The organism is Actinoplanes sp. NPDC048791, assembly GCF_040650095.1.
Lineage (GTDB): Bacteria > Actinomycetota > Actinomycetes > Mycobacteriales > Micromonosporaceae > Actinoplanes.
In genome coordinates this window covers 1-19,112 of sequence record NZ_JBEZGQ010000046.1, presented here as the reverse complement: position 1 = coordinate 19,112, position 19,112 = coordinate 1, and the positions used below count along the sequence as shown (strand labels likewise).

Annotated in this window: 17 protein-coding genes; 4 read left to right on the top strand and 13 right to left on the bottom strand. The window is 71.7% G+C overall.

The window, feature by feature from the left end; all coding sequences use genetic code 11:
* The 5 genes from AB0C29_RS06240 to AB0C29_RS06220 all read right to left on the bottom strand — a co-directional run.
* On the bottom strand, nt 1-3,223 hold a 3,223-nt coding region (locus tag AB0C29_RS06240), incomplete at its 3' end, for a hypothetical protein (protein ID WP_360815912.1).
* Nucleotides 3,220-5,193 carry a CHAT domain-containing protein gene (locus tag AB0C29_RS06235; protein WP_360815909.1) on the bottom strand — a complete coding sequence of 658 codons (1,974 nt, stop codon included), beginning with the start codon at nt 5,191-5,193 and terminating at the stop codon, nt 3,220-3,222. The genes AB0C29_RS06235 and AB0C29_RS06240, both read right to left, overlap by 4 nt.
* 2 nt (nt 5,194-5,195) lie before the next feature.
* Nucleotides 5,196-6,692 (bottom strand): hypothetical protein, encoded by a 1,497-nt coding sequence (locus AB0C29_RS06230; protein ID WP_360815906.1) that lies wholly within the window; start codon nt 6,690-6,692, stop codon nt 5,196-5,198.
* A complete protein-coding gene (locus AB0C29_RS06225) occupies nt 6,689-8,722 on the bottom strand; it encodes a CHAT domain-containing protein (RefSeq protein ID WP_360815903.1) in 2,034 nt (677 codons plus the stop codon). Before AB0C29_RS06225 ends, AB0C29_RS06230 begins: the two co-directional genes overlap by 4 nt.
* A gap of 112 nt (nt 8,723-8,834) precedes the next feature.
* Nucleotides 8,835-9,668 (bottom strand): NAD(P)H-binding protein, encoded by an 834-nt coding sequence (locus AB0C29_RS06220; RefSeq protein ID WP_360815900.1) that lies wholly within the window; start codon nt 9,666-9,668, stop codon nt 8,835-8,837.
* A 63-nt stretch (nt 9,669-9,731) separates the two neighbouring features.
* Between AB0C29_RS06220 and AB0C29_RS06215 the strand changes: the two genes are divergently transcribed.
* Nucleotides 9,732-10,322 carry a TetR family transcriptional regulator gene (locus tag AB0C29_RS06215; protein ID WP_360815897.1) on the top strand — a complete coding sequence of 197 codons (591 nt, stop codon included), beginning with the start codon at nt 9,732-9,734 and terminating at the stop codon, nt 10,320-10,322.
* A 3-nt stretch (nt 10,323-10,325) separates the two neighbouring features.
* Here the strand turns inward: AB0C29_RS06215 and AB0C29_RS06210 are convergent, their stop codons facing one another.
* The 3 genes from AB0C29_RS06210 to AB0C29_RS06200 form a co-directional block, all read right to left on the bottom strand.
* A complete protein-coding gene (locus AB0C29_RS06210) occupies nt 10,326-11,372 on the bottom strand; it encodes a hypothetical protein (protein WP_360815894.1) in 1,047 nt (348 codons plus the stop codon).
* Nucleotides 11,373-11,406: 34 nt separating this feature from the next.
* Nucleotides 11,407-11,739, bottom strand: coding sequence for a PadR family transcriptional regulator (locus AB0C29_RS06205; protein ID WP_360815891.1), 333 nt, complete (start codon nt 11,737-11,739; stop codon nt 11,407-11,409).
* Between the two features lie 112 nt (nt 11,740-11,851).
* On the bottom strand, nt 11,852-12,562 hold the full coding sequence (locus AB0C29_RS06200) for an alpha/beta hydrolase (RefSeq protein WP_360815888.1): 711 nt from the start codon (nt 12,560-12,562) through the stop codon (nt 11,852-11,854).
* 122 nt (nt 12,563-12,684) lie between these two features.
* Between AB0C29_RS06200 and AB0C29_RS06195 the strand changes: the two genes are divergently transcribed.
* The 3 genes from AB0C29_RS06195 to AB0C29_RS06185 all read left to right on the top strand — a co-directional run bounded on the left by AB0C29_RS06195 (nt 12,685) and on the right by AB0C29_RS06185 (nt 15,012).
* Nucleotides 12,685-13,344 (top strand): GntR family transcriptional regulator, encoded by a 660-nt coding sequence (locus AB0C29_RS06195; protein ID WP_360815885.1) that lies wholly within the window; start codon nt 12,685-12,687, stop codon nt 13,342-13,344.
* A 127-nt stretch (nt 13,345-13,471) separates the two neighbouring features.
* A complete protein-coding gene (locus AB0C29_RS06190; RefSeq protein WP_360815882.1) occupies nt 13,472-14,209 on the top strand; it encodes a CDP-alcohol phosphatidyltransferase family protein in 738 nt (245 codons plus the stop codon).
* A 23-nt stretch (nt 14,210-14,232) separates the two neighbouring features.
* Nucleotides 14,233-15,012: an FkbM family methyltransferase gene (locus AB0C29_RS06185; RefSeq protein ID WP_360815879.1), complete on the top strand. Its 780-nt coding sequence runs from the start codon at nt 14,233-14,235 to the stop codon at nt 15,010-15,012.
* 5 nt (nt 15,013-15,017) lie between these two features.
* On the opposite strand, the gene AB0C29_RS06180 is transcribed toward AB0C29_RS06185, so the two are convergent.
* From AB0C29_RS06180 to AB0C29_RS06160, 5 genes are all read right to left on the bottom strand, one after another.
* Complete coding sequence (locus tag AB0C29_RS06180) at nt 15,018-15,635, bottom strand: DUF308 domain-containing protein (RefSeq protein WP_360815876.1); 618 nt, start codon at nt 15,633-15,635, stop codon at nt 15,018-15,020.
* A gap of 100 nt (nt 15,636-15,735) precedes the next feature.
* Nucleotides 15,736-17,469 carry a sulfate permease gene (sulP, locus tag AB0C29_RS06175; RefSeq protein WP_360815874.1) on the bottom strand — a complete coding sequence of 578 codons (1,734 nt, stop codon included), beginning with the start codon at nt 17,467-17,469 and terminating at the stop codon, nt 15,736-15,738.
* Complete coding sequence (locus AB0C29_RS06170; RefSeq protein WP_360815872.1) at nt 17,466-18,056, bottom strand: hypothetical protein; 591 nt, start codon at nt 18,054-18,056, stop codon at nt 17,466-17,468. The genes sulP and AB0C29_RS06170 overlap by 4 nt, the downstream gene beginning before the upstream one ends.
* Nucleotides 18,057-18,068: 12 nt before the next feature.
* Nucleotides 18,069-18,512 (bottom strand): hypothetical protein, encoded by a 444-nt coding sequence (locus AB0C29_RS06165; RefSeq protein ID WP_360815870.1) that lies wholly within the window; start codon nt 18,510-18,512, stop codon nt 18,069-18,071.
* 16 nt (nt 18,513-18,528) lie between these two features.
* Nucleotides 18,529-18,927 (bottom strand): hypothetical protein, encoded by a 399-nt coding sequence (locus AB0C29_RS06160; protein ID WP_360815868.1) that lies wholly within the window; start codon nt 18,925-18,927, stop codon nt 18,529-18,531.
* Between the last annotated feature and the right edge of the window lie 185 nt (nt 18,928-19,112).

The window sequence follows — 19,112 nt, the reverse complement described above, 5'->3', positions numbered from 1 at the left end:
GGCCGGGGCAGTGCCGCAGTCCGGACAGCAGACGCAAACGCACGGCAGGCGGCTCAACCCGGTCCAGCAATGCGGCCAGCGCATCGGCCGCTGCCTCGGCGTCCCCCGCGGATGCCACGGCCAGCGCCTGCACCGCGACCTCGGCCCTGAGCAGGACGCCGTCGTCCCGTGCTGCCATCATCTCGAGGGCCCGCCGGCAGGTTGCGTAGGCCGCCGTCCGGTTGCCACGGGCCGCGGCCAGGCGGGCCGAGGCGACGGCGTGCCGCGCCAGGTGAATGCCGGCCGGTCTCGGCTGGAGACGCTCGAACTCGTCGAGGTACGCCTGCGCGGCGCGCAGGTCGCCCGAGGTGTCCAGGATCAGCCCGACCTTGGTCACCGCGGTCAGCGCGGCCGCACCGACGTCCTGCAGCGAGGTCCAGATCGCGAAGGCCCGGTCGAGACGATCGATCATGTCCTCGTCATCGAGCAACGCGGCCAGGCAGCGGGCTTCCAAGGTCAGAAGCTGGGCTCGTTGTGCCGCCTGTCCGTCGGCGTCCAGCCGGGTCAGCGCCGAGAGCGCGGCCCGCACGCCCGCTTCGGGCCGTCCCGACTCCAGAAGTGCCTCGACGAGCAGGTCCGCATCGGTGGTCTCGTCCAGCCCGATCAGGGCATAGCCGGGCGCACCGGCGATGAGCGCCAGCCGGGCGCGCAGCCGCCGCAGGTCGCGTGCGGCGTGCTCCCCGGCATCGTCCAGCACTCCATCGACCAGATCGCAGGCCCAGCCGACCCGGCCCAGCCGGCACGCCAGAGCAGTGGCGACCGAGGCGGCACGCACGACCGTCCAGGGAAACACTCGCGCCCACTCCAGTGCCTGGACGGCCGGGACAACGGCGGCCCAGGCCTCAGCGCGACGGCCCAGCCCGACGAGCGCCTCCACCCGCAGCAACGTGAGTTCGTTCCGGACGGCGGGATCGTCACCCGGTTCCGCACCCGCGTCGAGCGCGTCGAGCGCCTCGGGATACTGCCCGCTCATCAGCATGCAGGTGGCATACGCCGCCAGCCACCGCGCCGGAACGTGACCGGTACCGGGGAACGACGCCAGCCTCGCGCAACGCAACGCCCTGGCCCAGAGCGGATCGCCGGTGGCGACACCGTCGCGCCGGCCCTGCACCGTGAGGGCCCAGGCCTGCTCGGTGTAGGCATGAGCCAGGTCCGGCCCGTCGACGGTCGGCCCGGACCGTTGCCCGAACGGATCGGGCTCTCCGGCGTAGTCGGGCGCCACTGCGTCCTCGGTGACCGCGACAACGCCGCCGATGTCGCCCCGCGACCAGCAGTCCTCAATCGTCTGTCGCCAGCGGACGGCCCAGTCCGCCGGATCGACCTGGAACAGATGGTAGAGCTCCTGCTGCCGGTCGCCGGCCGCCCGGTAGTAGTCGACGGCATCCTGGTGCAGGTGACGGTGGATCGCGTGCGCGGCCAGCATGCGGCGCATCGGGCCACTGAGCGCCTCGTCGAACAACACGGTACGACGGTCCGGGGAGAGCCTCGCCCAGGACGACTCGTTGGCGTAGCGCACCAGCCGGTCCCAGACCGCCTCGAACGTCAGGTCAGGGGGGCCGTCGGCCGGGAACAGCGGCTTGTCGTGCGGCGGGAGGTTGTCGAGCGAGGGATCATCGTCGGGTGCCGCGCCCGTCATGCCGGCCACGATCCGGGGATAGACGAGTCGCTCGGCGAAGTCACGCTCCAGGCGCCGCGGGACCACGCCGTACCGCACCATCCACTGCAACGCACCGCCGGCGAGCCGGACGACCACCCGGTCGATGCACCACGCGAGGTAGGGGTCGTAGCCGGCCGCCTCCGCGGGATCGGCCATCCGGAACGCGGCGACATCGGCGTACATGCTGAGCAGCCACGGTGACCCGGCGGCCCGGCCGACCACCGCGTTCACCGCGGCATCGTCGTCGATGCCACGGATCTCGCGGAGATAGCGGACGGCCTCGTCCTCGTTGAACGGCTTGATCACCAGATCCGCCTGCGCCGCGTCCGGGAAGAGGCGGCGCAGGTTCGGGATCTCGGCCTCGGACGCCGTGCCGCGCCCGGCCAGCACCAGCTTCGCCGTCGGCGCGGCGTCGCGCAGGTCGGCCAGCACGCCGATGAGGAGCTCGGCGTCGGGGTAACACAACGTCGCCTCTTCCAGCGTGTCGACGACCAGCAGGAGCGGAGCAGGCAGGGTGGCGGTCACCCGCTGGAATCGTTCGACGACCTCGCTCGCGTGTCGCCGCAGAGTGGCGGGCTCGGCGGCGGCCACGCTGCTCGATCGGGCGGCGTCCCCGGTCGCGGCCAGCAGCATCGACCGGTAGATGCCGTACTCGCGCAGCAGCTCGTGGTACGGCGCGCCGTCGATCTGCAGATTGAGCTGGGCCGCGAACTCGAGGATGACCAGCCATGGGTAGCGGACGGCCATCGTGGCGTCGAAGGCATCGCTGTCGAGGTCGACCAGCGCGCAAGGAATGCGCCGCTCGACGCAGTACCACGCGATGAACCGGTGCACGACGGTGGATTTGCCCATGCCACCGGTGGCGTGCATGCGCAGGGCCTGTGCGCCGCGGCTCGCAAGGAGTGCGATGAGCCGCTCCTCGACCGCCGGCCGGGGCAGATACCGGGCCGTCGCGACCATCGACGGATGCCAGAAGAGCCGCGCCTTGAGGTGACGGTCGCGGTCGTTGCGCAGCTCGACGAGGCGAGCACTGAGCAGCGGCAGCAACTCGGGGCGGGCCAGCACGTCGAGCAGATCCTGGCAGCCCGGATAGTCCAGGACCGCGTCCCGCTCACGGTAGACGCGCTCGAACAGGTCGGCGGCGCGGTCCGGGTCGGCCAGCACCAGCGCCCGGACCTCCTCCTCCGGCGGCGTCTCTGTCCGTTCGGCGACGCGTATCGCCAGGTCACGCAAAGGCGACGGCACCTGCCTGGTGGAGGGCGGGATCCCCGCCTCGGACCACCATGATGTCCACGCGGCGTCCCGCAGAGTGCGCGGCACCTGGTACCCGCCCCAGCCGCGATTCATCTCGACGCAGCCTTCGTCGACCAGTTCGTCCAGTTCGGGTCCTCCGGCACGGAGGATCTCGTCGTAGAGCGGCTCGTCGAACGAGGTGACGACGGAGCAACGCTGGATCGCGCCCCGCGCCGAGTCGTCCAGGCCACGAAGCAGCTGGGTCGCCATCGCGGCGGCGTCGTACACGCTCATCGCGCCTTCACCCGCCACTGGTTGGCCCGTTCCATGTACTTCAGGTCCACGGGTGACACCTCCACGCCACCGCCGGAGCGTTCCTCGGCCCAGCCCAGGATCGCGTCGACGAACTCCTTCCAGACCGCCTCATCCCGCTGGGCGGTGCGGTAGTCGTCCCGGCGCTGGATCCGGACGCAGTACTCATGGGCGAGCCTGACGATGTCGGCCGGCGGAAACTCCGCGATGTGCAGGTCCCGGGTCCGGTCGACGACCGTGCCGGGCAGCACGAGGTCGAGGTCGTTCTCCCGGCCGACGACCGCGATGCGGATGCGTTCCGACTTCGCGGCGGCCGCCGGCGCGATCAGCCAGCGGACGATCGGCTTCTGTTCCTGCAGCTGGTCGACGTGGTCGACGACCACGAGAAGCGGCCGCTCGCCTGCGACCTCGTCGACGAAGGCGTCGAACCCCTCGAAAGCGACCCGGTAGTAGTCGTCCGGCCCCAGGGGTCCGGTCCGCCGGGGCGGCATGACGGAATCGGTGATCGTCGACACCGCGGGTCGTCCGGGCAGGCCCGCCGTCATCTCGGCGGCCACCTTCTCGAGGTGGGTCCGGAACCGCTCGGCCGGCACCACGGCCACCGGGCCGGCGCCGGTGACGGCCGCCTCCACGACCGCCGTCATGAAGCCGACCCAGTCGAGGTGGCCGCCCCGGCGCCGTAGATCCACGTACGCGACCGGCATGCCCCGCATGCGGCCCACCAGGACACAGGCCAGAGCGATCAGGCTCTTCCCGACCCGCTCACCACCCATGACGCCGACGACGCCGACCGCGGCGTCGTCCCCGGCGCCGTCCAGCCACCGCAACAACCGCCGCCGTTCGGCGCTACGGTCCACCATCCAACGCACGTCGTCGAACACCTTCGGCTCGCGCCGGACGGCCTCGTCGGGTTCGACGTGCCGCACGACGTTCAGCGCGTTCGCCGGATCGACCCGCGCGGTCAGCACCGGCAGGGCCCAGTCGCGCGGTCGAAGCCGTGGATCGAACGCCATGTCGTTGCGAGCGGTCGCGACCGCACCGGGCAATGACCGGCCGCGCACCAACGAGCGGTAGAGCCCCTTGCTGAACACCACGGCCGCCTCGGACGCCACATCCCCCTGCATCGTCACGACAGCACCGGCGTCGATGTCCAGGAAAGCCTCGGCCACCCCCCAAGCGGCGTCCAGCCCCTCCCCGGCGGGCTCGGCGTCGCCGGCGGTACGACAGGCGTTGAGGACGACCAGGCACGGCGGCTGTGCCTGGCCAAGCGCATTGACGACGAAATCCGCGGTGAGCGCCCACTCCCCGTCCACCGGGCTGACCACGCCCAGTGCCGGCACGCCCTCATCGTCCACGCCGTGGCCGATGAAATGCAGCACGTGCGGCTTGATGTCGGCAAAGGCCGCCTTCAACTCAGGCGCCGACGGTCCCGACAGGACGTCCACCTGCCAACAGGCGGGAAGCTCGCAGACTCCGGCGTAGACCGCATCGATCTCCTGTTGCGCGTTGATCCGGCTGTCGGTGGGGTCGCCGACCACCAGCAGGACGTGGACGGGAGTCGGGACGCCCGCCGGCGTCACGGCGTACGGCAGGCGAGCGCGCACGGCCGGGCAGGTCTCGTCAGCGAAGATCATCCGCTTACTGGGCCGGACGCGGAGCAGCTCCCACGGCAGACGGCGCAGCTCGGCCGCCTCGACGTCCAGCACGACGTCGTCCGCCGCCGCCAGCCGCGGCCCGAAATCGGGGCCGAGCGCCGTGGCCAACGCGTCGTACAGGGCGAGACCGGCCTTCTCCAGGGCGGCTTTCGGAGTTCCGTCCGTGCTGATGTCGAGCGCCCGGACGTCGTCGACCGCTGTCGCCGGCATGCGCCCGGACAGGCCGTCCGGCGCGCGCAACTCGACCGGATGGCTGTCGCCGTCCAGGGGGCCGAGCCAGATCACCGTGGAGGTCACTGTCAGCTCCCCGGCAGCCGGTCGGCGAGCCAGCCGTGGACGCGAGGGTCGCCGAGGAATCCGGAATGGGCGATCGACGGGGCCATCCCGGACAGGTCGAGCCGGTCGTCGACCCGGTACGAGCCGGCCTCGTACACGCCGGCGGTCGGCACGACGAGGTCGTTCTGCGTACCGAACAGCCGGTCCGCCATGAAGTCGAGCGCCCGGAGCGGGAGCTTGCCACCGGCCGAGTCGAAGTCGGACGTGATCGCCGCGACTGTGGTCGCCGGGTCCGCCGGCACCGTGTTGAGGGTGGTCAGCCAGGCCGCGGACGGGTCCATCGCCGTCAGCCCGTCCAAACCGCGCAGCATCCCGGTGGCGACCTGCTTGACCACCTCGAGAACAGCCGACGCCATCACGCCACTGCCCTCGTCGGTGAACAGAGTCACCAGATTGCTGAACACGTCGAGCAGGTCACCGAGATGCTCCGGGTCGGCCAGCATCGTGCCGGCGTTGGGCGTCGCCACGTGGATGATGCGGCGTATCACCGGAACGGGCCGTCCGGCCGCGGCCGCAGTTTCGGGCGCGGCGAGGCGCCGCGCGACAAGTCCGCCGCGGGAGTGCGCGACCACGTCGATGACCGTCGCCCGGTCGGGCGGCAATGATCCCAGCAGGTGGCGGACGTTCCGGTCCGGGTCGACGTGCACCGACGGGTGGTCGAACACCACCACCCGGCCGGCGTAACGGTCCGAGAGTTCCCGCAGCAGGGCGGCGTCGGCGCCGATGCCGGCGAATCCGGACCGGCCCGCGCTGAACGTGCCGTGGATCAGCAGCAGCACCGGATCGCCGGTGAACAGCTCCGGGCCGACCGGGTCGGGCTTGCCGGCGAAGTACTCCGGCGAGGCCCGGTGCAGCCCGTACGGGCGGTGCTTGTCCTCCCACTTGCCGACGGCGAACGGGGCCACCCGGCCGGCGACGAACTCCACCGGGAAACGCACCAGATGTAACGCCTTGCGAACGCCGAAGCCCAGGATGCCGCGGTCACCGGCCACGTCATCGCCGTCGATCTCGATCGGGCGTACCGGGATGCTGAACGTCTGCAGGGAACCGCCTCGGTCACGGCCGCCGGTGTCCGCGTCCTGCTCCGCGAAGTGCCAGTGGACCAGACCGTACTCGTCGACCTCGAGCATCGCCTGGGCCTCGTCGTCGTCCGGGGCCGGCACGGTGACCTCGACCCGAGGGTGCTCCGCGCCGGGTTGCGGTGCCAGCTCGTCCAGCGGTATCGAGAGGCGGCGACGGAAGTCCGCCTCCTCGGCTCGCTCGCCGAGGACCTCGGCGCCGCTCTCCGGCACCGCACGCTGAGCCAGCACCTCGGACAGGGTCCCCGGTTCGGCGTCGCGCACCGGGGAGCCGGCCGCCGGATCGCGGGTGACCTCACCGGCGATGCCGGTCACGTCCACCGCGAAGACGGAGACCCGGTGTTCAAGGTCGACGGTCCCACCCACTTGCAGCTCGATCATCGCTCGCGCCCCTTCTCGGTCCAGGTCACGGCCAGCCGGGGATGACCGAAGTAGAGATAGGCGAGACGGGTGCCGAACGGCTGGCCCTCCCTCCCGTGGCTTTCCTGTCGCTGCCGGCGGAAGTACTCGGCGGGTGATCCACCGCTGCGCAGCGTCTCGTAGAGACTGGCCGCCACTTCGCGCGCCACCGCGTCGTCGACCTTCCACAGCGGGGCGATCACCGCGTCGGCCCCGATGTCGACGAAGGACGTCACCATCCCGTTCGGCTCACCGAGCAACGACTGGGCCTGGCCGAGCTGACAAGCGTTCAGGAAGACGAGCCGGACGCCGCCCGGGGGCAGACCGCGCACCGATACCGGCGACAGGAGCTCGCCGTCGACCATGAGGATGCCGTCGACCGTTCCGGTGGCATCGAAGTTGCCGTGCACCGCGAAATGCACGACGTCGTACGCCGGATCCGCCTTGAGGCACGCCATCACGGCGCCGGTCCGGGCGTCGACCGCGCTGGCGCCGAAGCCGGCGGTCAGGTCCGCCGCCTCCTGTTCCGCCTCGAGCAGCCGCCGGCTCTTCGGATACACGCCGGAGACCACAGCCATGCGGCGCGCCTCGATCCGGGACGCCGGCGCCGGTGTCGTCGCCTCACCCGGGTGGACCCAGCGACCGATCGCCGCGAAACCGCCGAGCACCTCGCCGTACGGCCGTCCCCAGCTCTCCGGCAACAGCGCGAGCTCCCAGGGCAGATACGGGTCGGCCGTACCGAGCAGAACCGTCGGGGCATCGGTCACTGTGCCGGCGGCCTGCAGCGCCTGCCAGAGCTGAGGCGGGATGAGCGCCCGCACCTCCTTGCCGACCCCACGCAGATAGTCGGTCAGGTCCTCCTTGTCGCGCCGGGCCTGCACGCCGCGGAACCGCACCCGGCTCCACTCGGCGGCGTCCTGGGCCAGACCGTGCCTGACCCAGCCGCCGGATCCGGGAACCTGCGGATGCGGAGAGCCGTACAGCCACATCAGGCGCGGATCGGCGTCGTTGTTGCCGCTGACCACCTGGACGTAGACGTCAGGCTGATCTGCCTCGTCGGCATCGATGATCCAAGCCCGGCCCGGCCTGGTCGACGGCTCGTCCGGCGGCGGCTCCGCGCCGACGGAGACCCACCGGAACGCGAGACCGAGCAACTGCTCACCGATCTGGTACGCAGCGACGATCTTCCGCCGCGCGGCGAACGCGGAGTCGTCGAGCGCGCGCAACCGCACCACCGCGTACGGGAAGGGATCGTCGGTGTCGGCCACGAGCTCGACCGTCGACGGTGATCCGAGGATGGTGAAGCCGTCCAGGAGCAGCTTGACGGTGAGAGTGAACCTGGTGGCCGGCACCTGCATGCCTTCGCCACCCGGCTGCTCGGCCCCGGGAGAGGGCCGTTCGGCGAGGCCGACGCGCAGTTCGAAGACCGTCCCCGGTTCGACGCGGTCCGGACCTTCCAGGCGGGGATGGGCCGTGCGGCGCTGCGGCGGCGGTGAGTCTTGCCCGTGTGGTCGCCCGGAAGGCCTGCCCCGGGTGGGGCGTTCGCTGCCCGACGGGTCCGGCTGCAGTTGCCGCAGCAGATTGGTGAGCACATCCTGCGCCCCGGCGCCCGCTCCCCCGCCACCCCGCAGGTACGGCAGCGCGCGTCTCAGCGCGAGTGCGAGATCATCTGATGCGTTCCGGGCGACCAGTTCCTCGATCCGAGCGGGCTCGACCAGCGGCAGGAGCCGCGCGCCGATCTTGAGGCGGTGCGGCGGCAGCGCGAGCAGTTCCTCGGGCAGGTCCGCCCGCACGTCACGTCCGGAGCTGTTGATCGCCTTGACGACACGCAGCAGCCGGGTCAGCGCTGCCGCCTGACCAGCGGCCCGGGTGAGCAGGACCGCGCGGACCAACGTGGAGATCAGCTCGTGTGCCTCGTCGTCCGGCAGGCCGGCCAGCGGCTCCAGATCAGCGGGGAACCCGGCGCGACCCATGCGGTCGAGCACCTGCGCGGCAACAGCCTGCGACGACACCAGCGGACTGTACTGCTGGTAACGGCTTGATCACATCAAGCTTTCTGACAGCTCGAGTTGGTCACATCCGGTATCTGCCGTGGTGCGGCGCGGCCGCCCGCCCCGGAAGGGCTCAGCGGAAATCGTCGGCGTGGTCGCGGGCCCATTCGGCGAACGTCAGTGCGGGCCGCCCCAGAAGCTCAGGCACCGCATCAACGGCCACCTCCGCCGGCAGCTGCCGAACGCTGCCGCCGGCCTGAAGCAACATCTCGACCAGCGGCGCCGGCAACTGCGTCAGCAGATCGGTCCGGTACGTCTCGACGTCGACCTCTTCCACCCGCACCGGCTCACCGATCGCCTCGGCGACAGCGGCGACCTGATCGCGAATGGTCACCGGACCCGGTCCCAGCACCGGATAGGCCGCGTTCCCGGCGTCGTCCAGCAAGGCCCGCGCTGCCACCGCGGCGATGTCACGTTCGTGGACCGGCGCGGTCGTCGCCTCCGGGAAGGCCGTCCGCAGCACGCGATCGTGCCGGATCGACTGCCAGCGCAGGGAGTTGGTGGCGAAGTAGCCCGGTCGCACGAAGGTCCGCGTGAGCCCAGCCTCGTCCAGCGCCCGCTCCACCGCGAGGTGGCGCGCCGCGATCGGATTGGACGCCGCGTCCGGCGCCATCACCGTGTAGGACGACAGCAGGACCACGTGCTCGACGCCGGCCCGGCGGGCTGCTGCCGCGAATTCCGGCGCGGTCTCCGGGTGGGCGTAGAGGAAGACCTTCCGTACGCCGGCCAGAGCCTGCGGCAGCGTCGCCGGATCGGCCAGGTCGGCCTGCACCACCTCGACGTCCTGCGGGAAGTCGTCCGCCCTTGGGGTACGACTGGACGCACGAACTTGCGCTCCCGCGGCCACCAACTCGTTCAGCACCGCAGCGCCGACATGTCCGCGGGCACCGGTCACCAGAATGGTCATGGTTTCACTCTACAGAATCTGAAACCTGTAACAAGGCCCGGTGCGGCTCGGTATGCTCGGGCGATGCGGACGAGCGGGCCACTGGATGCCGAGGCGATCCTGTCGGCCACCGAGGAGGTGCTGCGCCGCCACGGGCCGGCCAAGGCGACGGTCGTCGACGTCGGCAAGGCCCTCGGGGTCAGCCATGCCGCCGTCTACAAGCACTTCCCGTCCAAGACGGCGCTGCGCGAGGCGGTCTCCCGGCGCTGGCTCAACCGCGATCGTGATGCCCTTGCGGCCATCTCACGCGACCCGGCGGTCGCACCGCCCCAGCGGCTACGCTCCTGGCTCGTCGCCCTGCTGGCCGCCAAGCGGGCCAAGGCCCACGACGATCCGGAGCTGTTCGCCGCCTACAAGATCCTGGTCACCGAGGACAGCACCGCGGCGGTCGACCACGTGGCCGACCTCCTGGGCCAGCTGGAAGCCATCCTCGCCGACGGCATGGCTGACGGCTCGTTCCGCGGTGCCGACCCGGCCGGGACCGCCCGGGCTGTTTTCACCGCCACCACCCACTTCCACCACCCCGGCCTGGCGAGCGGATGGACGGCCCCGGGCATCGAGCACGAGCTCGACGTCGTCTGCACCCTGATCCTCGAGGGCCTGGCCGGGCGGTAGGGCTCAGGCCGTGGTGGACGTGCGAGCCGTCGCGGGCTGTGGCCAGGCGCAGGCGACGATGACGGCCAGGATCGGCAGCAGGGACAGGATGGCCAGCGGCTCGGCCCCGTAGATCACGAAGCCGCCCCAGTACACCGAGGGCCCGGTGCCGTTGCGGTTGGTGTTGGCCAGCAGCGAGCCGGTCGAGGTCGGGATGTTGCCCAGGCACGCCGGGGTGAGCATCAGCAGCGTGGCGACGCAGAGCCCCGAGTAGGCCCGCTGCCGGCCCCGGCCGTAGCGGCGCATGCGGATCGAGGTGCCCAGCCCGAACAGCGCGCCGAGCAGGGCGCCGGCCACGCCGCCGAGGATGGTGTCGCGCAGGTGGCCGGGCGGCTCGGACCACATCAGGTCAAAGCTGAGGTCCGGGGTGATCTGCACTGCGGCGAGATACCCGGCGCGGGTGCCGGTCACCTCGACGTTCACCGGCGGCGAGGTGCCGTTCCGCACGACCTTGGTGCGCACGTCGTGCCACCCCTGGGCGTTCAGCTGCTGCCGCACAGCCGCAGCGACCTGCTCCGGGCCACCGGGCGGCGGCACGGTGCCGGTCACGGAGGTCCTGCCGACCCGTACGCCGGTGCCACCGTGCAGGCTGTTGTTGCTGTACGGGTTCCAGAACGTGCTCCGCCCGAAGTTGTCGGCGGTGTCCCCGAAAGCGCCCGGCAGCACCGCATGCGCGACGCTGACCGCCGTGGCCCGGTCCGGCGCCATTCTGTCCACGTCACGCCAGGACAGCCAGGAGCCGAGCGCGATGCCGCTGAGTCCACCGAGCACGGCGGCGACTGCCGCGACCACGAACGCCCGGCGCCCGGCCTCGGCGACGCGCCGGCCGAATCCGTGCCGCAGCAACAGGACCGCCTCGCGGGCGGGCGGACGGGACCGGCCGGGATCGGCGGCGTCGAGCAGCGTCGCGAGGATCTCCGGGCCGCGTTCGCGGCGATAATCACGGGGGTACGCCAGCAGCCATCGACGGTAGCGGCGGGCCAGCAGCGTGGTCCGGGTGTCGTCGGGCATGTCGGTCCCTTCAGGGTGTCTGCCGTTCGCGTCGTCAGGCGGGGCTGGGGGAACCGGCGGGGCCCGCACCGCGCAGCCGCTGAGCCACCATCCGGGCGTCGCGGCGCATCTGCTCGGCCTCGGCGGCCAGCGCGGCGGTGCCCGCAACGGTCAGCCGGTAGTAGCGGCGGAGCCGGCCCTCGACGGTCTCCTCGTGGTCGACCTCGATCAGGCCCTCGTCGGTGAGCCGGTCGAGCGCCGCGTACAGCGTGCCGGCGGCGAGGTGCACGCTGTCGGCCGACAGCCGCTCCACTTCTTTGATCACCGCGTACCCGTGGAGGGGGCCGAGGGCGAGCGCCGACAGGATCAGGAAGCTCGGTCTCCGCATGCCCGCCATGCCGGCCAATATACAGTTGATCGAGCTATCAGCGGTAGCCCTGGCACGCCACAGCGGCGGCACCCACCAGGGATGCCGCCGCCGCTGATCGGCGGATTGCCCGTCAGTGAGCGCCGCCGGCAGCGTTCTGGGCCGCGGTGGCGATGACGTCGGAGACGACGCCGGACTGCGTCAGGTACAGGGCGTGGCTGGCCGGGACGGTGGTGATCGTCGCGCCGGCGCGCTTGGCCATGTGCTGGAGCATCGCCTGGTCGAACGCCCTGTCCTCCGTCGCGATGACAGCCCAGCTCGGCTTGTCGCGCCAGGCGGCGTTCTTCACCGGCGTGCTGAACACCGCCATGTTGATGGGCACCTGGGCGTCGCGCAGGAACGCGGCGTCGGCGTCGCTGGTGTCCGCCGCGAAACCGGCCTTGAACTTGTCGTGGTCGAGGAAGCCGTATCCGTCCTCGACGACGTCGATGACGAAGTCGGGCGTCGGGCCGAAGCCCTCGTACTGCTGGGCGGTGGTCTCGCCCGCGTCGGGGGCCAGCGCCGACACGTAGACCAGCCCGGCGACGCTCGGGTGCAGGCCCGCCTCGGTGATGACCGTGCCGCCCCAGGAGTGGCCGACCAGAATGGCGGGGCCGTTCTGCCGGTCGAGCGCTCTGGTGGTCGCCGCGACGTCGTCCGCCAGCGAGGTGAGCGGGATCTGCACGATCGTGACCCGGTAGCCCCGGGCGGTCAGCTTGTCGTACACGCCGCGCCAGCCCGAGCCGTCGGCGAACGCGCCGTGCACCAGCACGACGTTCTTGATCTCCTGACCGGTGGTGCTCATGAGGCTCTTCCTTCCGTCGCCGAACCGGCTTGCGCCGCTTGTGTGCAATATATTGCGTGCACAAGACGACAACAAGGCGCACCATCATTGCGCGAAATCGCACACTGTGTGCAATATGGTGCATGCCGATTCCCTCGGGCGGCCCCGCCGTGGACCGCTCATTGCTGCGCGACGATGTCTACCGGCGCCTGCGCGACGCCATCGTCGACGGCACCTTCCAGCCCGGCGAGCAGCTCAAGGACGGCGAGCTCGCAGCATGGCTCGGGGTGAGCCGCACCCCCGTACGCGAGGCACTGCTGCGCCTCGGGGCCAGCGGCCTGGTGGTGGCTCTGCCGGGACGGTCGACGAGAGTCAGCACCATCGACTCGCCGGCGGTGCGGGATGCCCGCGACGTCATCGCCGCCATGCACGAACTGGCCGTGCGCCAGACGGCCGGCCGGCTCGGCGCGGACGACCTCGCCCGCATGCGGGAGGCCAACCGCCGCTTCGCCGCGGCGGTGGACTCCGGCGACATCGACGCGGCACTGGACGCCGACGAGGAGATCCACCGGATTCCGGTCACCGTGCTCGGCAATCGCGCGGTCGAGACCGTGCTCGACCAGTTCGACCCCCTCGTACGCCGTGCGGAGCGGCTGCGCTTCAGCACGGACGGCCACGCGTCCGTCGAGCTGCATACGCGGCTGATCGAGCTGATCGCGGCCGGCGACGGGCCGGGGGCCGCATCGGTGGCGTTCGACATCTGGCACACCCTCCCGCCCGAGGACCGCGCCGAACGCAGCTGACCGGTCCGGTGACGCTTCAGCCGATCTCGGAGGGGTAGTGCCGGGTGAACCGATCGCTGCTGTGAGCCGTGTTGAATGAGACGGCCACCATGCGCGGGCTCCGGCGCGCGCTCATCAGGAGGAACACATGACGCTTCTCGCCCGTCGCGAGATGACCCTGCAGATCCATCCGGCCGGGCTCGGCGCCGCCGTGCAGGCCGGTGTGATCATGTCGCTGGCGGCGACCGTGGGGCTGGGTGCGATCGGCTGGGCGACTGGCGTGGCGTTCGGCGTACTGGCCTGGTCCGTGCTGGCCGAGGGGATCCGCCGGTCCGGGGCGCGCAGCTGGGGGCCGGCGGACACGATCACCCTGGTCCGCCTCGCCCTGACCGGTGGGGTCGCCGCGCTGGTGGCGGAGGCGCTGACCGGCCGCACGATGCTGATGACGCTGGTGGGCCTGGCCGCGGTCGCGGCCGCCCTGGACGCGGTCGACGGTCAGGTGGCCCGGCGCACGAAGACCACCTCGGCCTTCGGCGCCCGCTTCGACATGGAGGCCGACTCCGTCCTCGTGCTCATCCTCAGCCTGTTCGTCGCCAGCACGCTCGGCTGGTGGGTGGCCGCGATCGGCCTCTTCCGGTACGCGTTCGTCGCGGCGTCCTGGGCCTGGCCGTGGCTGCGGGGCTCGCTGCCGCCGCGGATGGTCCGCAAGGTCGTCGCCGCCCTGCAGGGTGCTGTCCTGGTCGTCGCCAGCGCCGATCTGCTTCCAGTCTGGACGGCACAGATCGTCGTGGCGGTGGCGCTGGGCTTCCTGACCTGGTCCTTCGGGACGGACGTCGTGTGGCTCCGGAGCCGGCGCAGCCTCGCCACTGTCGGCGGGAACGTCTGAGGCCCGGACGCAGGGGAAGCGACATGACTCAGAGTGCTCGCGCGGCGTCACTCAAGACGGATCCCGCGTACGCCGCGATCCGCCGCTCGCTGGACTACTACTACGGCGACGCGGGCCAGGACGCGGCGATGGACGCCCTGTACGCGCAGTTCGTGCGGCCCGGCGACCTGGTGTTCGACATCGGGGCACACGTCGGCGACCGGATCGGCAGCTTCCGGCGGCTGGGGGCGAGGGTGGTCGCCGTCGAGCCCCAACCGCTGTGCGGCCGCGCCATCCGGGAGATCTACGCCGACGACGCGGAGGTGATCCTCGTCGAGGCTGTGTGCGGTGCGTCCGAGGAACCGGTCACGCTCTTCGTCAACTCCGCCAACCCCACGGTCACCACCGCGTCGACGGAGTTCGTGGCGGCGGCCGACAACGCCGGCGGCTGGCATCAGGAGGTCTGGGACGCCGAGATGCGGGTGCCGGCCGTGACGCTCGACGGGCTGATCGAGCGCTATGGAACCCCCGCCTTCGTGAAGATCGACGTCGAGGGCTACGAGGATGTGGTCCTGTCCGGCCTCAGCCACCGCCTGCCGGCCCTGTCCTTCGAGTTCACGACGATCCAGCGCGACGTGGCCCAACGCTGCCTGGACCGGACGGCAGCGTCGGGGGCCGTGCTCTGCAACCGGGCCATGGGGGAAAGCATGCAGCTGGAACTCGACGAGTGGGTCACCCCGCAGACGATGGCCGACCAGATCATGGCCCTCCCCCACGAGGCCAACGCCGGTGACGTCTACTGCCGGGCGCTGCCGGCCCGGTGACCTGATCAGCTGATCGCCGGGTCCGGCTCTGCGGCCGCCCGGCGCAGCACCAGGGCCAGCACGACCTCGGAGATACCGACGACCAGGCTGCTCAAGCCGGTCAGGATCACCAGCGTCGCCAGGGACACGTCGGGCGCCAGCAGGAACACGACGCCGGCGGCGAAGGACAGCAGGCCGACGCTGACCAGGGCGATGCGGGCCGGTCCCCGGCGTTGCAGGCCGAGCAGGATCTCGGTGAGGCCGCTGAGGATCCAGGTCACCGCGAACAGCAGAGCCAGCACGGTGAGCCGGCTCACCAGGTCGCGCAGGCAGATCAGGCCCGCGATGAGGACCACGACGCCGACGATCCCGGAGAAGATGTGCCGCACGATGCTTCCGCTGCCGGGCAGGAACGCGCCGATGATCCTCGCCACGCCGGCCAGGAGCAGCCACACCCCGGCGAGGGCCGACATGATCCGCAGCGAGACGTCGGGCCAGATGAGCACCGCGGCACCGAAGGCGATGCCGAGGATGCCGGTCGCCAGCACGGTCCCCCACGGGACCGGGATCGACCGGAGCTCGGCGGTGGCGCTCGGCCAGCTGACCGCCGTGTCGCTGCCGGCTTGTGCGGATGTCTCGGTCATGCTGGCCTCCCGGCATCTACCCGTACGGTGCGGCGCGATCGCCATGCCGAGCAAACCCGGGTACGCGGGACGGGTCATCATCCGCAGCGGGGGAACCGGGTCATGCCCCAGCCGCCGTCCAGACCTCACCGGTACGTGCCCGGTACGCGGCGACGGCCTCGTCCAGGGTCGCGAAGAAGTGCTCGGGTCCGATGGTCGCGGTCAGGCCGTAACGATCGAGTTTGCGCCGTACCGGATCCTTGAGCTCGGCCCACACCAGGGTCGTGCCCCGCTCCCGGAGCTCGGCCACCAGCGGTCCGAGCATGTCCGCCGCCGTGGTGTCGACGTCGGTGACGGGTTCGGCCGCCAGCACGATCCAGACCGGCTGCGGGTCGGTGCGGGCCAGGCGACGGAGCTGGTCGCGGAAGACCCGGGCGTTGGCGAAGATCAGCGGTGCGTCGAAGCGGTACAGCACCAGCCCGGGCAGGTGCTCGGCGTCCGGGTACGAGCGCACGTCGTGGTACCCGTGCACGTCCGCCGCCCGGCCCAGCTCCGTCTGGTACGGCCACCACACCCGGCGGAACACGTTGAGCACCGACAGGCCGACCGCGACACCGATGCCGGGCAGCACCCCGAGCAGCGCCACCCCGAGGAACGCGGTGAGGCACACGAGGAACTCCAGGCGGCGGCGACGCCAGAGCCGTACGGCGCCGGGGATGTCGGCCAGTGACAGGGACGCGGCGATCACCACGGCGGCGAGCGCGGGCTGCGGCAGGTTCCGCAGCAGGCCGGGAATCAGCAGCAGCATGACCAGGATGACGGCGGCGCCGACGACCCCGGTCAGCTGGGTGCGGGCCCCGGACTGGGCGGCGACGGCGGTACGCGAGCCGCTGGTGCTGACGGGGAAGCCCTGGAAGAAGGACGCCGCGACGTTGGCCGCGCCGACCCCGATCATCTCCTGGTCGGCGCGGACCTCCTGGCCCGTGCGGGCGGCGAACGACGACGCGGTGGAGATCGTGTCGGTCAGCGAGACGATCGTGATGCCGACCGCGCCGGCCAGCAGCAGCACGAGCTGGGACCAGGACGCGTGCGGCACGGTGAAGGGCGGGAGCCCGGCCGGCAGGGGCCCGACCAGGTCCACGCCGTGCTCGCCCAGGTCCAGCAGCGAGGTCGTGCCGATCGCGGCGGCCACGGCGAGCAGGACGGCGGGCACCTTGGGCAGCCAGCGTTGCAGCGCCACGATGATCGTCAGGGTGACCAGGCCGACCACGCAGGCGGCCGGCACGGCCTCGCCGTCCGCCAGCCCCCGCACGAAGCCGGTCGCCTCGCTGACCAGCCCTTCGGCGTCGACCGAGAACCCGCACAGTTTCGGCAGCTGGCTGACGAAGATGGTGACGGCCAGGCCGTTCATGTAGCCGATCTGGGTGGGTTTGGAGAGCAGGTCGGCGATGAAGCCGAGTTTCGCGATGCCGGCCACGGCCATGGTCACGCCGACCAGCAGCGCGAGTATCGAGGCCAGGCCGATGGCCACGGCCGGGTCGCCGCCCGAGCCGAGGGTGCCGATGAGCACCGCGGCGATCATCGGTCCGAGCGAGGAGTCGGGCCCGACCACCAGGATCCGTGAGGCGCCGAAGACTGCGTAGGCGAGCAGGCCGAAGACCGTTGTGTACAGGCCGGTGATGGGAGGTAGGCCGGCGAGTTCGGCGTACGCCATGCCCTGCGGGACCAGCAGGCTCGACAGCACCAGGCCGGCGACGACGTCCTTGGCCAGCCAGCGCCGGCGGTAGGTCCGGACGGCCTGGACCCCGGGCATCCATCTGGCGGCACCCGCCGGCTGTTCCCGCTGTCCGGTCATCGCCTGCTCCACCCCGGGCCGACGATCTGCCATTCCGCGTCCCAGGAGCGCAACCGGCGGTGATCGAGGTGACAGACGACAGCGCGCCGGACGCCGGCCAGCAGCACCACCACGACGCTGACCGCGACTGTCGCGGCCGCCGAGGCGTTCAGAACGGGGTTGTGCCGGCGGGGCGGTGAGGTCAGGGCTCCGTGCTCGTCGATCCAGACGGCCACGGTGGTGCCGGCCCGCGTGCCGACCTCGACCGGGATCCTGCCGACGACCACGCCGCCGCCGGGGCCGGTCCAGCGCGCCGGCACCAGCACGTGCTCGGGGCCGGGCAGCTCCGGGTCGCCGGCGGCCGGGCGGGCGGTGGTGGCATCCCGTACGAGGACCGCGGTCGCCGCGTAGCTGTGCCCGGCTGCCCACTCGTTCGCGCGTTGCTCGGTGCCGTACGTCGTGCTCGCCGTCCACCAGGCGACCCACGGCACGACCAGGAACGCCGCCACGATGACGGCCAGGGTGAGCCACACCTGGATCGTGTCCGACCCGCGGCGCAGCGGAACCCGGCGCCACGGCAGCTGGCTGACCATCCGCCTGCCCCACATGTGCTCTCCTTGTCAGGTCTCGCCGTACGCGTCGGCGACCTCGGCCCCGTGCACCGCGACCGCGTAGGTGACGACGGTGATCATGATGAGGGCGATGATGGACACCGCGGGCCAGACCGCGATGAAGGCGAAGTTGACCAGCGCGGCCACGCCGGCCAGGAGCACCGCGGCCAGCCGCGCCCAGAGGTACCCACGGATCAGGCCGACGCCGACGATCACCGCCGCGGCGCCGAGGACGATGTGGAACCAGGCGAGAGCGTCCATGCTCACGGGCAGCAACTGGTCGGCGCGTCCCCCGGCCAGCACCTCGGGCCGCGCGAGCGCCACCAGGCCGGTGCCGAGGTGGACGGCACCGAGCATGACGAACATGAGCGCGCCCAGCAGCACCCAGCCGGCCCACGCCGTGGCCGTGCTCCGCTCGGCGCCCGGGTAGGGCGCGGGACCGCTGCCGTTCATGGCGTCCCTCCCCGGCTCAGCAGGTGCCGGACATGGCGTCGCCGAGGACCTGCAGGCTCGACCGCAGGGAGCCCAGCGTGGTCCGGACTTCGGCGAGATGGGCCACGTCGGGCGATGCCTGGGCCGCGACGACGCTCGTCCTGACCTGGTCGGCAGCTGCCCGCACCGTCTCGACCTGCGGTGCGAACTGCCCGGCGGCGTCGTTGAGCAGCAGGGTGACGTCGGCCTTCAGCTGCTGGAGGTGCGACTTCAACGGGGCGAGGCCGTTCTCCGCCACGTTCGCGTTGCGGACCTGATTCATCGTCGTCTGGACAGCGACGAGGCTGTCACACACCGGCGGTTGATCCGTGCCACATCCGCCGAGGACGAACGCCGCCACCGTCACGGCGGCGATCCGGGTAATCATCCGTTTCATGGGCCGAGCCTCACTTCCGCAGTCCGGTGGTGCGTCATCTCGCGGGGATGAACACCGCGGCAGCGGGATGCCGGCCCTCGCACGTCCGCGCGGGCCGGCATCCCGGTCGGTCCGCCGCCGGCCCGGCTCCACAGCGGAGCCCGGGCCGGTGACGGACCGCTCATCACCGGGTGGCGGTGGCCGAC

Excerpts from the sequence above, each read along its gene's own strand:
- AB0C29_RS06230 (WP_360815906.1), bottom strand. The coding sequence starts at position 6,692 with ATGATCGAGCTGCAAGTGGGTGGGACCGTCGACCTTGAACACCGGGTC.
- AB0C29_RS06220 (WP_360815900.1), bottom strand. The coding sequence starts at position 9,668 with ATGACCATTCTGGTGACCGGTGCCCGCGGACATGTCGGCGCTGCGGTG.
- AB0C29_RS06215 (WP_360815897.1), top strand. The coding sequence starts at position 9,732 with ATGCGGACGAGCGGGCCACTGGATGCCGAGGCGATCCTGTCGGCCACC.
- AB0C29_RS06210 (WP_360815894.1), bottom strand. The coding sequence starts at position 11,372 with ATGCCCGACGACACCCGGACCACGCTGCTGGCCCGCCGCTACCGTCGA.
- AB0C29_RS06205 (WP_360815891.1), bottom strand. The coding sequence starts at position 11,739 with ATGCGGAGACCGAGCTTCCTGATCCTGTCGGCGCTCGCCCTCGGCCCC.
- AB0C29_RS06200 (WP_360815888.1), bottom strand. The coding sequence starts at position 12,562 with ATGAGCACCACCGGTCAGGAGATCAAGAACGTCGTGCTGGTGCACGGC.
- AB0C29_RS06195 (WP_360815885.1), top strand. The coding sequence starts at position 12,685 with ATGCCGATTCCCTCGGGCGGCCCCGCCGTGGACCGCTCATTGCTGCGC.
- AB0C29_RS06190 (WP_360815882.1), top strand. The coding sequence starts at position 13,472 with ATGACGCTTCTCGCCCGTCGCGAGATGACCCTGCAGATCCATCCGGCC.
- AB0C29_RS06185 (WP_360815879.1), top strand. The coding sequence starts at position 14,233 with ATGACTCAGAGTGCTCGCGCGGCGTCACTCAAGACGGATCCCGCGTAC.
- AB0C29_RS06180 (WP_360815876.1), bottom strand. The coding sequence starts at position 15,635 with ATGACCGAGACATCCGCACAAGCCGGCAGCGACACGGCGGTCAGCTGG.
- sulP (WP_360815874.1), bottom strand. The coding sequence starts at position 17,469 with ATGACCGGACAGCGGGAACAGCCGGCGGGTGCCGCCAGATGGATGCCC.
- AB0C29_RS06170 (WP_360815872.1), bottom strand. The coding sequence starts at position 18,056 with ATGTGGGGCAGGCGGATGGTCAGCCAGCTGCCGTGGCGCCGGGTTCCG.
- AB0C29_RS06165 (WP_360815870.1), bottom strand. The coding sequence starts at position 18,512 with ATGAACGGCAGCGGTCCCGCGCCCTACCCGGGCGCCGAGCGGAGCACG.
- AB0C29_RS06160 (WP_360815868.1), bottom strand. The coding sequence starts at position 18,927 with ATGAAACGGATGATTACCCGGATCGCCGCCGTGACGGTGGCGGCGTTC.